Origin of the sequence: Streptomyces omiyaensis, assembly GCF_014650895.1 — a bacterium.
Classification (GTDB): Bacteria; Actinomycetota; Actinomycetes; order Streptomycetales; family Streptomycetaceae; genus Streptomyces; species Streptomyces omiyaensis.
Genome location: NZ_BMVV01000017.1, coordinates 173,483 through 187,953, shown reverse-complemented (window position 1 = coordinate 187,953; position 14,471 = coordinate 173,483). Strand labels below are relative to the sequence as shown.

Below are 14,471 nucleotides of genomic sequence, written 5' to 3'. Positions count from 1 at the left end.
CACGCGGCCGTGTCGTACGGGGAGGCGCCGACTCAGGCGGCGAGGCCCAGGGCGGCCATCCGCTTGGTGTGCGCCTCGGTGATCCGGGAGAACATCCGGCCCACCTCCGCCAGGTCGAAGCCGTCCGCGACGCCGCCCACCAGCATGGTGGAGAGCGCGTCCCGCTCGGCGACCACGCGCTGGGCCTGGGACAGCGCCTCGCCCATCAGCCGGCGGGCCCACAGCGCGAGCCGGCCGCCGACGCGCGGGTCGGCGTCGATCGCCGCGCGGACCTTCTCCACCGCGAAGTTGCCGTGCCCCGTGTCGTCGAGCACCGCGAGCACCAGGGCGCGGGTGTCCGAGTCGAGCCGGGCCGCGACCTCCCGGTAGAAGTCGCTGGCGATCGAGTCGCCCACGTACGCCTTGACCAGGCCCTCCAGCCAGTCCGACGGGGCGGTCTGGCGGTGGAAGTCGTCGAGCGCCTTCGCGAAGGGCTCCATCGCCGCGGTCGGCTCCGCGTCCACGGCGGCCAGCCGGTCGCGCAGCCGCTCGAAGTGGTGGAACTCGGCGGAGGCCATCTTCGCCAGCTCCGCCTTGTCCTCCAGGGAGGGGGCGAGCTTGGCGTCCTCGGCGAGCCGCTCGAAGGCGGCCAGTTCCCCGTAGGCGAGGGCGCCGAGGAGGTCGACGACGGCGGCGCGGTACTGCGGCTCCGCGGAGGCCGTGGCCCAGTCCTTGGCGGCGATTCCGGTGGGAGTGTCGGTGTCGTCCGGGTCACCGGCGGGCGTGGCGTTGTCAGGCGTCTCCATGCAGCGCACAATAGCCCGCCCTCCGGACCCCCGAAGGTCCTGGTCAGTCACTGTGACCGTGCCCTCATCGCCATTTCGCCCGACACACATGCGCGATTCCGGGGTACAGTGGTAATGCGCCTGCCGAGTATGCGGACATGCTTTCGCACGTTCGGACGTACCCGGTGGGCCGACGCATGAATGAGGATGCCCGGTCGGTGGCCCGATCGGCTCCGGCCCGACAGCCCTTCCGGCGGACCCGCCGAAGGGTCCCTCAGCGGTACGACGCTCGAGCGGCGGCAGTGGTCCCGTGCCACCCGGCGGTGATCTTCCCCAGGATCCCGCGGGAAGAGCCCGGCACGATTGAGACCCCCTTCGTTCGCCTCGCGCCGCGTCTCACAGAAGAGGCAGCACCCTGACTACGTTCCGAGAGCTCGGAATCCTTCCCGAGACCGCCGAAGCCCTGGAAGCCGTCGGCATCGTCAACCCCTTCCCCATCCAGGAGATGACCCTCCCGGTCGCCCTCACCGGCACCGACGTCATCGGCCAGGCCAAGACCGGCACGGGCAAGACCCTCGGCTTCGGCCTGCCGATCCTGGAGCGGGTCACCGTCCCCGTCGACGTCGAGGCCGGGCGCGCGAAGCCCGAGCAGCTGACGGAGGCCCCGCAGGCCCTCGTCGTCGTCCCCACCCGCGAGCTGTGCCAGCAGGTCACCAACGACCTCCTGACCGCCGGCAAGGTGCGCAACGTGCGCGTCCTCGCCATCTACGGCGGCCGGGCCTACGAGCCGCAGGTCGAGGCGCTCCAGAAGGGCGTCGACGTCGTCGTCGGCACCCCCGGCCGTCTGCTCGACCTCGCCGGCCAGCGCAAGCTCGACCTGTCGCACATCAGGACGCTCGTGCTCGACGAGGCCGACGAGATGCTCGACCTGGGCTTCCTGCCCGACGTCGAGAAGATCATCAACATGCTTCCGGCGACCCGCCAGACCATGCTGTTCTCGGCCACCATGCCGGGCGCGGTCATCGGCCTGGCCCGCCGCTACATGTCGCGGCCCACCCACATCCGCGCCACCTCGCCGGACGACGAGGGCGTGACGCACGCGAACATCAAGCAGCACGTGTACCGCGCGCACAACATGGACAAGCCGGAGATGGTCGCGCGCATCCTCCAGGCCCGCGGCCGCGGTCTCGCGATGATCTTCTGCCGTACGAAGCGGACGGCGGCCGACATCGCCGAGCAGCTCCAGCGGCGCGGCTTCGCCTCCGGTGCGGTCCACGGCGACCTCGGCCAGGGCGCCCGCGAGCAGGCGCTGCGCGCCTTCCGCAACGGCAAGGTGGACGTCCTCGTCTGCACCGACGTCGCCGCGCGCGGCATCGACGTCGAGGGCGTCACCCACGTCATCAACTACCAGACCCCCGAGGACGAGAAGACCTACCTGCACCGCACCGGCCGCACCGGCCGCGCGGGCAACACCGGTACGGCGATCACCCTGGTCGACTGGGACGACATCCCGCGCTGGCAGCTGATCAACAAGGCGCTGGAGCTGAACTTCGCCGACCCGGTGGAGACCTACTCCAGCTCCCCGCACCTCTACTCCGAGCTGGACATCCCCGAGGGCACCAAGGGCATCCTGCCGCGCTCCGAGCGGACCCGTGCGGGTCTCGCGGCGGAGGAGCTGGAGGACCTGGGCGAGCCGGGCGGCCGTCGTGGCCGCGGCGGCCGCGCCGAGGCCCCGGTCGTCGAGGAGCGCCCGGCCCGCACCCCGCGCCAGCGCCGCCGCACCCGTGGCGGCTCCGCCGACGCCCCGCAGGAGGCCGGCGCCGCGCCGGAGACCTCCGAGACCGTCGAGGCCCCGGAGGCCGTCGACGGCCCGCGCCGTCCGCGCCGCCGCCGCACCCGCGGCACCGGCCCGGTCGGTGGCGGCATCCCGGTCGCCGGCGCCGCTCCGGTGACCCCGGCCCCCGCCGAGGAGACCGCCGCGGTGGCCCCGGCGCCCGTCGAGGCCCCGGTCGAGGAGACGGCCCCGCGCCGCCGCCGCGCCCGTGGTGGCCGCACGGAGCAGGAGGCCACTCCCGCCGAGACCGTCGAGGCCCCGGCCGCCCGGACCGCCGCGCCCGTCGAGGCCCCGGTCGAGGAGACGGCCCCGCGCCGCCGCCGCGGCCGTGGTGGCCGCACGGAGGGCGTCGTCGCGGCGCCCGCCGCCCCGGCCGCCGCTCCCGCCCCGGTCCAGGCGCCCCGCAAGCGCCGGGTCCGGCCGCGCGCCGAGGAGACGGTCTTCTTCCAGACCGTGGAGACCGCCGCCGCCGAGCTCGCCGCCGCCCGCAAGCGGACCGCCCCGGTGCCCGCCCAGTCGGCGGAGCAGCGTCCGGCGTCCCGCCCGGCCGAGGCCGCCCCGGTCCGGGCCGTCGCCCCGGTCCAGGCCTCCGGTGCCGTTCCGGCGCAGGCCGTGGCCGCGCCGCCGCGCACCCGGCGCCGGGCGACCCGCCCGGCCACCACTCCCGGTTCCGTGGTCGAGGCCGCCCCGGTCGTCGTCGAGGCCCCCGCGGCCCCGGTCGTCGAGGAGCCGGCTCCCCGGCCGCGCCGCCGTGCGGTCCGCAAGGCGTCCAGCCCGGTGACGACCACCGTCGCCACCGAGGCCGTCGTGGTCATCCCGGCCCCCGTCGCCGAGGCCCCGGCCCCGGTCGCGGTCGCGGTCGTGACCCCGGTGGAGGCTCCGGTCGAGGAGGCCCCGAAGGCCCCGCGCAAGCGGGCGGTCGCCAAGAAGGCCGTCGCCGCCGAGGCGCCGGCCGCCGAGGAAGCCCCCAAGGCCCCCCGCAAGCGGACCGCCGCCAAGAAGACGGCCGAGGTCGCCGAGACCCCCGCCGCCGACGAGGCCCCCAAGGCCCCGCGCAAGCGGACCGCCGCCAAGAAGACGGCCGCCGCCGTGGCGCCGGACGCGTCGGAGCCGCAGAAGGCGACGACGACCCGTCGGCGCACGGTCGGCAAGGCCGCCGAGGCCCCGGCCGAGGAGGCGCCCAAGGCGCCGCGGAAGCGCGCCGCCAAGAAGGCCGCCCCGGCCCAGCCGGAGGCGTGACGCCCCGCCCGGACGCCCGGGCACGACGGCGGCCCGGCCCCTCTCCAGGGGCCGGGCCGCCGTCGTCCGTGCCCGTCGCGTCCGGCGGTGCCACCGGGCCGGTCCCGGAGCCGGTCCTCCGGTTACAGTCCTTGCATGAGCAAGCCCCGCTCCCTGACGCTGCCGCCCCGCACCCGGGCCCACCGCCTGGAGACCGTCCGCGGCGGATTCGCCGTGCTCGACACCGCCCCGGTGGGCGAGCGGCACGGGACCGTCCTGATGCTGCCCGGGTACACCGGCAGCAAGGAGGACTTCCTGGCGCTGCTCGGCCCGCTGAGCGAGGCCGGCTACCGGGTCGTCGCCGTCGACGGGCGCGGACAGAACGAGTCGCACGGCCCCCGGGGCCGCGCCGCCTACAGCCGCCGGGCGCTGGCCCTGGACGCGGTCGCGCAGGCGGTGGCGCTCCGCGACGGTCCCGTGCACCTGCTCGGGCACTCCTTCGGCGGGCTCGTCGCCCGCTCGGCCGCGGTGCTCGCCCCCCGGGCCTTCCGCTCGCTGACCCTGCTCTCCTCCGGCCCCGGCCGGGTCGCCCGCCCCCAGCGGGTGCGGATCCGCGCGCTGCGGGCCGGGCACGCCCTGCTGGCGAAGGAGCGGGTGTGGCGCACCACCCGCTGGCTGGACAGCCGGGGCGAGGAGCCGGACGAGGCGGTCGACTCCGCGGAGCTGGTGGGCTTCCTGCGGCGCCGCTGGATGCTGACGAAGGTCGCGCAGCTGTCCGGCGCGGGCCGGCTGCTGCTGCGCGACGCGGACGGCCCGGCGGAGCTGGCCGGCCTGACGCTGCCGGTGCACCTGGCGTACGGCTCCGACGAGATGGTGTGGGCGCCGGCCGAGCTGGCGGCGGTCGCCGCCCGTACCGGCGCGCACCACACGGTGGTGGAGGGCGCGGGCCACTCCCCCAACGTCTCGCACCCGGCCGAGCTGGCCGAGCGCCTGGTCGCCTTCTGGGAGCGGGCGGACGCGGCGGACGCCGACCGGGAGGAGCCCGTCGCCCTCAGGGTCAGTACTGCGCCCTGAGGTGCTGCCAGAAGCCGTCGCGCAGGGCGCGGCGGAGGCCGCCGTGGCCGCGCAGCGAGCGGCTGAGCCGGGACTCGGCCTCGACCAGGAGGTCCTGGTCGACGGCGGCGGGGAGGTAGGGGTCGCCGGGCAGGAGTTCGGCGAGCCGGTCGCGGCCGCGTTCGCCCAGCCAGGTGGCGGCGATCTGGGCGCCGACGAAGCGGACCTCCTCGCGCGAGGGCGGCGGCTCGGCCTCGTTCTCGTACATCGTGACCGGGCGGCGGGTGACGTACGGCCGGCAGAAGTCGAGGTCGAAGGTGCGCTGGCTGTCGACCTCCCAGAGCAGGGCCTCGGCCTGGTTGGGGCCGTCGGCGGCCTCGATGCCCCAGAGGTGGACGCGGGCGCCGTAGCCCTGGGCGGCCTCGACGGCGGAGACGAGGTCCTCGTCTCCGCCGACGAGGGCGGCGTCGCTGATGGCGCGGTGCCGGGCGAGGGACTCCAGGTCGGTGCGGATGAGGGAGTCGACGCCCTTCTGCTGGTTGTTGGCGTTGAGGTTGCCGAGGCGGACCTTGACGTCGGGGAGCTCGGCGATGGACTGCTGCTCGGGGGTGTGGATGCGGCGGCGGGCGCCGTCGTACCAGTAGACGCGCAGCAGCCGGCTGTCGGCGAAGATCGTCCGGGCCGTGTCGATGAAGGCGTCGATCAGGCCCTCGGCGTCCAGGTCGAAGTTGCGGCGGTCCTCGGTGCCCGCGACCAGCAACCCGGCCGAAGCATGGACGTAACCCGCGTCGACGAAGATGGCGTGGGTGGACGGGGTCTTGGCCACCTCCGCCAGCATCCGTCGCAGGAGCTCGTTGGTGCGCTCCAGGCGGGTCTCCAGCGCGTCGAGGGCGCGCCGGGTGTCGTCGGTGGGCGGGGCGGGGTGCGTGGCGTCGTTCATCGGCCCTCATTGTCCGCTCCGGGAGGGCGTGCCGCCACACTCCTTACCCTCAAGTATTTAGCCATCCGAAAATTTTCTTTAGCGTAAGGAATGTTTCGGGTGGGGCGATCGTTGGACCATACGTACACAGTTCTCCGCATGGAGGATCAACTCGGACGAAGGGAGAAGCCATGCGCTTCGAAATCCTGCGCCTCGACGACGTCGACGGCACGCCCGTCGACTCGACCGTCGTGGACGCCGCCTCCGTCAACCGGATCGTGCAGCAGGCCGCAGCGATCGGCCAGCGCATCTGGATCCGGCCCGCAGAGACCTCGGCCTCGTAACGGGGCGGGTCCATCCCACGCACCGCGCCCCCGCGCGGACTCCGCTCGACGGAATCCGCACGGGGGCGCAGTGGTGTCCGGAGGGGGTCCGGCCGGGTCAGCTTCCCCGGATGACCTGGGTGACGCCGTTGATGATCTGCTGGACGGCGATCGCGGAGAGCATCATGCCGGCGAGCCGGGTCACGAGCACGACGCCGCCGTCCTTGATGACGCGGATGATCAGCAGCGAGTAGCGCATGGTCAGCCAGAGCACGACGTGCATGGCGATGATGGCGGCCCAGACGGAGACCTGGGCGGAGGCGCTGTCGGCGTGCTGGACGGCGAGGATCACCGAGACGATCGCGCCGGGCCCGGCGAGCAGCGGCATGCCGAGCGGCACGAGGGCGACGTTGACGTCCTTGGTCTGCTTCGGCTCGTCGGTCTTGCCGGTGAGCAGGTCGAGCGCGATGAGCAGCAGCAGGAGGCCGCCCGCGATCATCAGGGCGGGGACGGAGACGTGCAGGTAGGCCAGGATCTGCTGGCCGAGGATGCCGAAGACGGTGATGACGCCGAAGGCGACGGCGACGGCCTGCCAGGCCATCCGGCGCTGGACCTTGGCCGGGCGGCCCGAGGTCAGCGCGAGGAAGATCGGCGTGATGCCGGGCGGGTCCATGATCACGAACAGGGTGAGGAAGAGCGAGCCGAAGACGGCGACGTCGAACACGGTGGGGTGCCTTGCGGTGAGGGTCGAACGGTGGGGTGTGGGCGCACCCGGAACGGAATGAAGGATTCCGGAACCGGGGCGGGAGTGCCCGCCGCCGCGCGACGGACGCGCGGGCTCGGGGCGGTACGGAGAGGGGCGGGCGCGAAGGCCGGACAGCACGGCGCCCCGCCGTCGCACGACGGCGGGGAGGGTGGTCCGGGACGGCCCCCAAGGCCTGTCCGGCAGGCCCTAGGCCGGGACTCCGCCGGCGCCCGGCACGGGGAAGGCGCCGGTGGCGCGGCGGGTGATCTCGCCGTAGATCTCGGGGTCGGTGGTGTACTCGCCGAGCCGGCAGGTCTTGCGGCTGCCGTGGTAGTCACTGGAGCCGGTGACCAGCAGGCCCAGCTCCCCGGCCAGTCCGCGCAGCCGCGCGCGGGTGGGCTCGTCGTGGTCCATGTGGTCGATCTCGATGCCGTCGAGTCCGGCCTCGGCCAGGGCCGCGATCGCGGACTCGGACACGGTCCGTCCGCGCTTGGCGGCGCCCGGGTGGGCGAAGACGGTGACGCCGCCGGCCGCCTTCACGAGCCGGATCGCGTCCGCCGGGTCCAGCTCGTGCTTCTGCACGTGGGCGCGGCCGCCGTCGGCGAGCCACGCGGTGGTGAAGGCCCCGGAGACGTCCGGGACGACACCCAGCTCGACCAGCGCCTCGGCGACGTGCGGGCGGCCCACGGAGCCGTCGCCGGCGATCCGGGCGACCTGCTCCCAGGTGACGGGCACGCCGAGCTCCTGGAGCCGGGAGACCATGGCCCGGGCGCGCGGCACCCGGTCGTCGCGGACCAGCTCGCGCTCGGCGAGCAGGGCCGGCTCCTCGGGGTCGAAGAGGTAGGCGAGCATGTGCAGGCCGATGCCGTCGAGACGGCAGGAGAGCTCGGCGCCGGGGACGACGGTCAGCCCCTCGGGCGCGGCGGCGATCGCCTCGGCGTGCCCGCGGGTGGTGTCGTGGTCGGTGAGCGCGACGACGTCCAGCCCGGCCGCGGCGGCGCCCCGCACCAGCTCGGCGGGGGTGTCGGTGCCGTCGGAGGCCGTGGAGTGGGTGTGCAGGTCGATGCGCACGACGCGGTTCTCCAGGAGCTCGGCACGGACGGGTGACGCTTCAGCATAGCGGGCGTTCCCCCCAGGCCTGTACGGACCCGCTCCCGGCAGTGCCCATTACGCGCCCGGAGCGCGGCGGGGCGTCAGCCGAGCAGGCGCGGGGTGAGCGCCCCACAGGGCAGCAGCTCGACCTCGGCGCCGGCGTCCCGCAGGTCGGTGAGGACGAGCTCGTCGTACATCAGCAGCCCGGACTGCTCGGGCCAGACGATCGCCCAGAGCCAGAGGCCGCGGGCCTCGCCGGCGAAGACGGCCCGGTCGTGCGGGGCGTCGGTGACGTGCCAGAGCGGGGTGGGGCGGCCGGCCGCGAGCACCTTGGCCTGCGGCGGCTTGTCGATGGCCATGCCGGAGCCGGGGTCGGGGCCGTCGACGCCGGCGTACCGGGCGCCGAGGCCGACGCCGAGCTCCTCCGCGACGAGCAGCAGCTCGCCGATGCCGCCGAGCGGGCCCGGCCCGGAGCAGGCGACGGCGGTGGCGCGCCCGCCGCTGCGGTCGTCACCGGCGTAGGCGACCCCGGTGAAGAGCCAGCCGACCGGGAGCGGCCAGGGCATCCAGACGGGCACCTGCGAGCGGTGCACGACGACGCCGAGGGCCTCGACGCTGGGCGGGATCACGGGCTGGAGCGGATGCACGGGGCCGTGCAGGTCGCACTGCCAGGAGTCGGCGAAGAGACCGGGCGCCCTGACGCGACCACCACACTTCGGACAACCGGGTTCGCCCCTCATAGGGCTCAACGGTCCTCCCGCGCGCGCCTCCCGTCAAGAACGGCCGCACCCCGTCACCCGTCCGGCCCGCGCCCCGTCACCCGGGCGCGCGAGCCCGGCGCCGGGCCCCCGTCCGGGCCCCCTCAGTCCAGCGCCACGGAGCCGCGCAGCGGGTCGCGCAGGTCCGTGCCCTTCGCCAGCCAGCGCTCCTCCAGGGCCTGGGCGCCGTGCACCCGCTTCCAGGCGGCCTCGTTCGGGGTCATCGGCAGCAGCGGGAGGAAGCGGACCGGGTCCATCGGGTGGTCCAGCTCCAGGTCCTCCACCAGGCCGCCCGGCTCGGCGACCAGGACCGAGCTGAAGCCGGCCCCCGGCCACAGCGGCCCGCCGAGGTCCAGCGACGCGCCGGGGGCCACGATCACGCCCTCCACCTGCGGGGTCGCGGCGAGCACCGCCAGCGGGCGGAGCACCTTGTCGGTGTCGGCGCGGCCGAGCCGCACGGTGAGGACCAGTTCGGCGCGCGGCCCCTTCACCGGGTCGGCGAGCGCCGCCGTCGGGTCCGCCATCGGCGCCGCCGCCATGCCGAGCGTGGCGTAGCGCACGAGCCCCGCCTCCGCGTCGACGAAGCGGAGCACCTCGATGCGGTCGGTACCGAGGAAGGTCACCGCGGCCCGCGCGTCCGGTTCGCCCAGGGCCGTACGCAGCCGGGCCTCGACCAGTGCAAGAACTTCTCCCATGGCGCGAGCATAGATCGCGTATGGAACGGGCAAAGTAAGGGATTGACCCTCGGTCGGCTGATAGTGTTGGCCACTGGTCGGGTTTCCCGACAGTGCGTCACACGTCGTCCCTCACGAGGGACCGGCCGGAGGAGGTGGGACTGCGATGGACCGAAGTCGATCGGGCAGTACCAGCCGCTCTTCCGCCGCACCGCACCCGAGCCCGGTGCGTTCCTCCCTCCGGTGATCCCGGGTCCCTGAACCGCGGACCCCCTCTCCGGCATCGCGTCCGACGGAAGAGCATCCCCTCTTTGCCTGTCTGAGTTGCGAACGCCGTCGCCGCGATCCGCCGGTGCCGCCCGCTTTGTGGACGAAGCCTCCTTCCCGTCCCCATTCCGGGTTGCGCCACGCTCGCCGACGGCCTCTCCGTGAAGGAGCACGCCCATGTCGATGATCCGTGACCTGCGCGCCGCCGTTCGGCCGAGCCTGCGTCCGAGCCTGCGCAAGACCCCCACCACGTACACGAACTACGACCCGACGCGCGACCACTCGGCCTCCAGCGCCGTCGTGGACTGCGCGGTCTACCGGGACGGGCGGCGGATCGACGACCGCGCCTGTCTCACCCCGCGCGGCGCCATGGCGCAGGTGCGGGAGTCCGGCGGCTTCGCCTGGATCGGCCTGCACGAGCCGACCGAGGCCGAATTCGCCGGCATCGCCGCCGAGTTCGGGCTGCACCCGCTCGCCGTCGAGGACGCCGTCCACGCCCACCAGCGACCCAAGCTGGAGCGGTACGACGACACCCTCTTCACCGTCTTCAAGACGATCCACTACGTGGAGCACGCCGAACTCACCGCCACCAGCGAGGTGGTGGAGACCGGCGAGGTGATGTGCTTCACCGGCCCCGACTTCGTCATCACCGTCCGGCACGGCGGCCAGGGCTCGCTGCGCAACCTCCGCCACCGCCTCCAGGGCGAGCCGGAGCTCCTCGCCAAGGGTCCCTCCGCCGTCCTGCACGCCCTCGCCGACCACGTCGTCGACGGCTACATCGGGGTCGCCGACGCCGTCGAACTCGACATCGACCAGCTGGAGATCGACGTCTTCTCGCCGGCCGCGAAGGGGTCCAAGCGCGGCACCGACACCGGCCGGATCTACCAGCTCAAGCGCGAGGTCCTGGAGTTCAAGCGGGCCGTCACCCCGCTGCTGCGCCCGATGCAGCTGCTGAGCGAGCGGCCCATGCGGCTGGTCGACCCGGACATCCAGAAGTACTTCCGGGACGTCGCCGACCACCTCGCCCGCGTCCAGGAGCAGGTCGTCGGCTTCGACGAGCTGCTGAACTCGATCCTCCAGGCCAACCTGGCCCAGGCGACCGTCGCGCAGAACGAGGACATGCGCAAGATCACCTCGTGGGCGGCGATCGTCGCCGTCCCCACGGCGGTCTGCGGGGTCTACGGCATGAACTTCGACCACATGCCGGAGCTGCACTGGAAGTACGGCTACCCGATGGTGCTCGGCGGCATCGCCGTCATCTGCTTCGCCATCCACCGCACCCTGAAGCGCAACGGCTGGCTCTGACGGGCCTGCCGATAGGCTGCGGGCCATGACTGAAGAGCTGTTCCTCGTCGAGGAGGCCACCAAGAAGTCCGGCCTCGTCTGGGTCCGGGGCTCCGGGCCCGCCCGGGCGCTCTGGCACGTCTGGCACGACGGCGCCGTCCACGTGGTCGGCGACGGCCCCGGCGAGCAGCCGCTGTCCGGCCTCGACGACGGCGCCACCGCCGAGGTCACCGTCCGCAGCAAGGACAAGGGCGGCCGGATCGTCTCCTGGACGGCCTCGGTGCGCGGGCTCGCCCCCGGCACCGAGGAGTGGGACGCGGCCGTCGCCGAGCTGAAGGGCAAGCGGCTCAACGCCCCCGACGGCGAGGCCATGCCCGCGCGCTGGGCGCGCGAGTGCCGCGTCCTGCGCCTCGACCCGCGCACCGCCACCACCGAGCTCCCGGACGGTTCGCTCGCCGCCGTCCCCCTCCCGTCCCCGGCGACCACCCGCCGCCCGGTCCCGGCCGCCCTCCCGAAGCTGCTGTTCGGCCGGAAGCGCAGGACCTGACCCCGGCGAGCCGCGGGCGACGGGGACCGGATCAGGTCCGCGGCAGCTGGCGGCCGTAGTCGAGGGTCTCCCCGCGGGCCGGCGCGGCCAGCGGGAAGTCCTTGTCCCACTCGGAGAGGACGACCAGGCCCGCTCCGCCGCCCCGGGCGAACTGAAGGGGGTACGGGGAGCCCTCCAGGGCCACGTCGAGGGTGCCGCCCTCGCCGTCCTCGCCGCCCTTCACCTTGACCGTGCGGACCCCGCCGATCTGGTCCCGGTCGCCCTTGACGACGTCCCCGTGCAGCCCGATGAGGCCGCGCAGCAGCTGGTCCATCTCGGTGAAGCCGCGCAGCTGCTTGTACGAGGGGTCGTCGTGCGGCACCTTCACGTACATGTCGTCGAGCTTGTCCGCGGCCTCGGTGTCGGCCTCGGTGGGCTTGCCGTCGCCGTCCCCCTCGTGCGTCCAGAAGCCGGCGTCGGCCTTGAGGTAGAGCGCGTCGCCGACCCGCAGCAGCTCGAAGGTGCTGTTCTTGGTGGTCACCGAGCCGGTGGCGCCGTTCTGCTTCAGCCGCATGTTCAGCTTGAAGGTGCCGCCCCTGCTGACCAGGGTGCCGGCCAGCCGCACCGCCGTCGCCGCGTCCGCCGCCGTGCGGGCCTCCCGCTCGATCTCGGGCGCCGACAGCTTCCCGACCCCGTTCGTCCCCTCGTCCGGGTCGGGCCCGCAGCCGGTCAGCCCGGCCGCCAGCCCCGCGCACAGCGCCAGCGGCACGGCGGCCCTGCGCAGGCGCGCGGCGCGCGTGGGGGCGGGGCGGGGCGACGGGATACGCGATGACGGGGTGCGGACGGCCACCTGCGCTGCCTCTCGTTCTGCGGTGCGGGGGGAAGGACGGCCCCGCCGTGCGCGCACGGCGGAAGGGCCGCCGGGGACCGGACGGACCGGCCGGTGCCGGTGGGGGGCGGCAGACCGCAGCGTACCCGGGCGTGCCCGGCGTCCCCGCAGGCAGCCGGACGGCGGTGCTGCCGGAGCGGGGCGGATCACCACGGGCTAGCCTGAACCGAGCGAGGCCCGGAAGGGGCGGCGCACAGGCCGCGGGCCCCCAGGGGCGGCGCGGCGACCCGGATCGTGCGGCACCGAGGAGGCGCGAGGCATGGCGGCAGGCGTCCCCCGGATCTTCGTCTCCCATCTCGCCGGCGTGGCCGTCTTCGACCCCGTCGGCGACCAGGTGGGCCGGGTCAGCGACCTGGTGGCGATGCTCCGCGTCGGCCGGCGCCCGCCCCGGCTGCTCGGCATGGTCGTCGAGGTGCTGAGCCGGCGGCGGGTCTTCGTCCCGATGACCCGGATCACCGGCGTCGAGTCCGGCCAGGTGATCACCACCGGCGTGGTCAACATGCGCCGCTTCGAGCAGCGGCCCACCGAGCGGCTGGTCCTCGGCGAGCTCCTCGACCGGCGGGTGGCCCTGGCCCAGACCGGCGAGGAGGTCACCGTCCTCGACGTCGCCATCCAGCAGCTTCCGGCCCGCCGCGACTGGGAGATCGACCGGGTCTTCGTCCGCCGGGGCAAGGGCGGGGCGCTGCGCCGCAAGGGCGAGACGCTGACCGTGGAGTGGTCGGCCGTCACCGGCTTCTCCCTGGAGGAGCACGGGCAGGGCGCCGAGAGCCTGGTCGCCACCTTCGAGAAGCTCCGCCCCGCCGACCTCGCCAACGCCCTGCACCACCTCTCCCCCAAGCGGCGCGCCGAGGTCGCCGCCGCCCTCGACGACGACCGGCTCGCCGACGTCCTGGAGGAGCTGCCCGAGGACGACCAGGTGGAGATCCTCGGCAAGCTGAAGGAGGAGCGGGCCGCCGACGTCCTGGAGGCGATGGACCCGGACGACGCCGCCGACCTCCTCAACGAGCTGCCGGAGGACGAGAAGGAGCGGTTGCTCACGCTGATGCAGCCGGACGACGCCGCCGACGTGCGCCGGCTGATGTCGTACGAGGAGCGGACGGCGGGCGGTCTGATGACCACCGAGCCGATCGTGCTGCGCCCGGACGCCACCGTGGCCGACGCGCTCGCCCGGGTGCGGCAGCAGGACCTGTCCCCGGCGCTCGCGGCGCAGGTGTACGTCTGCCGGCCGCCGGACGAGACGCCGACCGGGAAGTACCTCGGCACGGTCCACTTCCAGCGGCTGCTGCGCGACCCGCCGTTCACCCTGGTCAGCTCGCTCGTCGACAGCGACCTGCCGCCGCTCGGCCCGGACACCCCGCTGCCCGCCGTGACCAGCTACTTCGCGGCGTACAACCTGGTGGCGGCGCCGGTCGTGGACGAGAGCGGCTCGCTGCTCGGCGCGGTCACCGTCGACGACGTGCTCGACCACCTGCTGCCGGACGACTGGCGGGAGACGGAGTTCCACGAGGAGGGGGTGCGCGGTGGCTGAGCGGCCGCAGGAGCGCGAGCGGGACCGGGAGCGCGAACGGGACCGGCCGCTCCCCCGCATCCGGCTCGACCAGCCGCGGATCCGTCGTTCGCGGCTGCTGCCGGAGTACGACCCGGAGGCCTTCGGGCGGATGTCGGAGCGGATCGCCCGCTTCCTCGGCACGGGCCGGTTCATCGTCTGGATGACGGTGATCATCATCGCCTGGGTGGTGTGGAACGTGTCCGCGCCGGAGAGCCTGCGCTTCGACACGTACCCCTTCATCTTCCTGACCCTGATGCTCTCGCTCCAGGCCTCGTACGCGGCCCCGCTGATCCTGCTCGCGCAGAACCGCCAGGACGACCGGGACCGGGTCAACCTGGAGCAGGACCGGAAGCAGAACGAGCGCTCGATCGCCGACACGGAGTACCTGACCAGGGAGATCGCGGCCCTGCGGATGGGCCTGGGCGAGGTCGCCACCCGTGACTGGATCCGCTCCGAACTCCAGGACCTGGTGAAGGAACTGGAGGAGCGCGGACAGGAACGTGATCTATTCCCGCCGGACGGCGAGCGGCGGAGTGACGTACCCGACCGTTGACGGCCCTTTCATTGCCACGTGGT

General features: G+C 74.2%; 14 protein-coding genes. 7 read left to right on the top strand and 7 right to left on the bottom strand.

The window, feature by feature from the left end; all coding sequences use genetic code 11:
- Positions 1–32: 32 nt before the first annotated feature.
- The gene (locus IE287_RS25920; protein ID WP_189851585.1) at positions 33–785 is read right to left on the bottom strand and encodes a ferritin-like fold-containing protein; all 753 of its coding nucleotides are present in this window, start codon (positions 783–785) and stop codon (positions 33–35) included.
- Positions 786–1,269: 484 nt separating this feature from the next.
- On the opposite strand from IE287_RS25920, the gene IE287_RS25915 reads away from it, so the two are divergent.
- The gene (locus IE287_RS25915) at positions 1,270–3,837 is read left to right on the top strand and encodes a DEAD/DEAH box helicase (protein WP_229883742.1); all 2,568 of its coding nucleotides are present in this window, start codon (positions 1,270–1,272) and stop codon (positions 3,835–3,837) included.
- Positions 3,838–3,972: 135 nt separating this feature from the next.
- Positions 3,973–4,890, top strand: coding sequence for an alpha/beta fold hydrolase (locus IE287_RS25910; RefSeq protein ID WP_189851584.1), 918 nt, complete (start codon positions 3,973–3,975; stop codon positions 4,888–4,890).
- On the opposite strand, the gene IE287_RS25905 is transcribed toward IE287_RS25910, so the two are convergent.
- Positions 4,874–5,809 (bottom strand): NYN domain-containing protein, encoded by a 936-nt coding sequence (locus IE287_RS25905; RefSeq protein WP_373307898.1) that lies wholly within the window; start codon positions 5,807–5,809, stop codon positions 4,874–4,876. The genes IE287_RS25910 and IE287_RS25905 overlap by 17 nt on opposite strands.
- Positions 5,810–5,979: 170 nt before the next feature.
- Between IE287_RS25905 and IE287_RS25900 the strand changes: the two genes are divergently transcribed.
- Positions 5,980–6,132, top strand: a complete 153-nt coding sequence (locus tag IE287_RS25900; RefSeq protein ID WP_106978848.1) for a DUF8834 family protein — start codon at positions 5,980–5,982, stop codon at positions 6,130–6,132.
- A 97-nt stretch (positions 6,133–6,229) separates the two neighbouring features.
- On the opposite strand, the gene IE287_RS25895 is transcribed toward IE287_RS25900, so the two are convergent.
- The 4 genes from IE287_RS25895 to IE287_RS25880 all read right to left on the bottom strand — a co-directional run bounded on the left by IE287_RS25895 (position 6,230) and on the right by IE287_RS25880 (position 9,401).
- Positions 6,230–6,835 carry a MarC family protein gene (locus IE287_RS25895; protein WP_189851583.1) on the bottom strand — a complete coding sequence of 202 codons (606 nt, stop codon included), beginning with the start codon at positions 6,833–6,835 and terminating at the stop codon, positions 6,230–6,232.
- 228 nt (positions 6,836–7,063) lie between these two features.
- Entirely contained in the window at positions 7,064–7,927 is an 864-nt protein-coding gene (locus IE287_RS25890; RefSeq protein WP_189851582.1) for a PHP domain-containing protein, read from the bottom strand.
- Positions 7,928–8,049: 122 nt separating this feature from the next.
- The gene (locus IE287_RS25885; RefSeq protein ID WP_189851581.1) at positions 8,050–8,688 is read right to left on the bottom strand and encodes a DUF6758 family protein; all 639 of its coding nucleotides are present in this window, start codon (positions 8,686–8,688) and stop codon (positions 8,050–8,052) included.
- A gap of 122 nt (positions 8,689–8,810) precedes the next feature.
- Complete coding sequence (locus IE287_RS25880) at positions 8,811–9,401, bottom strand: suppressor of fused domain protein (protein ID WP_189851580.1); 591 nt, start codon at positions 9,399–9,401, stop codon at positions 8,811–8,813.
- A 423-nt stretch (positions 9,402–9,824) separates the two neighbouring features.
- Between IE287_RS25880 and IE287_RS25875 the strand changes: the two genes are divergently transcribed.
- Both IE287_RS25875 and IE287_RS25870 read left to right on the top strand, forming a co-directional pair.
- A complete protein-coding gene (locus tag IE287_RS25875; protein WP_189851579.1) occupies positions 9,825–10,952 on the top strand; it encodes a magnesium and cobalt transport protein CorA in 1,128 nt (375 codons plus the stop codon).
- 25 nt (positions 10,953–10,977) lie between these two features.
- Positions 10,978–11,478 (top strand): hypothetical protein, encoded by a 501-nt coding sequence (locus IE287_RS25870; RefSeq protein ID WP_189851578.1) that lies wholly within the window; start codon positions 10,978–10,980, stop codon positions 11,476–11,478.
- Between the two features lie 31 nt (positions 11,479–11,509).
- Here IE287_RS25870 and IE287_RS25865 read toward each other — a convergent pair whose 3' ends face one another.
- Positions 11,510–12,226 (bottom strand): hypothetical protein, encoded by a 717-nt coding sequence (locus tag IE287_RS25865; protein ID WP_229883741.1) that lies wholly within the window; start codon positions 12,224–12,226, stop codon positions 11,510–11,512.
- Positions 12,227–12,605: 379 nt separating this feature from the next.
- Here IE287_RS25865 and IE287_RS25860 point away from each other — a divergent pair, with 379 nt between their 5' ends.
- Both IE287_RS25860 and IE287_RS25855 read left to right on the top strand, forming a co-directional pair.
- Entirely contained in the window at positions 12,606–13,874 is a 1,269-nt protein-coding gene (locus IE287_RS25860) for a magnesium transporter MgtE N-terminal domain-containing protein (RefSeq protein WP_189851577.1), read from the top strand.
- On the top strand, positions 13,867–14,448 hold the full coding sequence (locus IE287_RS25855; protein ID WP_189851576.1) for a DUF1003 domain-containing protein: 582 nt from the start codon (positions 13,867–13,869) through the stop codon (positions 14,446–14,448). The genes IE287_RS25860 and IE287_RS25855 overlap by 8 nt, the downstream gene beginning before the upstream one ends.
- Positions 14,449–14,471 lie beyond the last annotated feature (23 nt).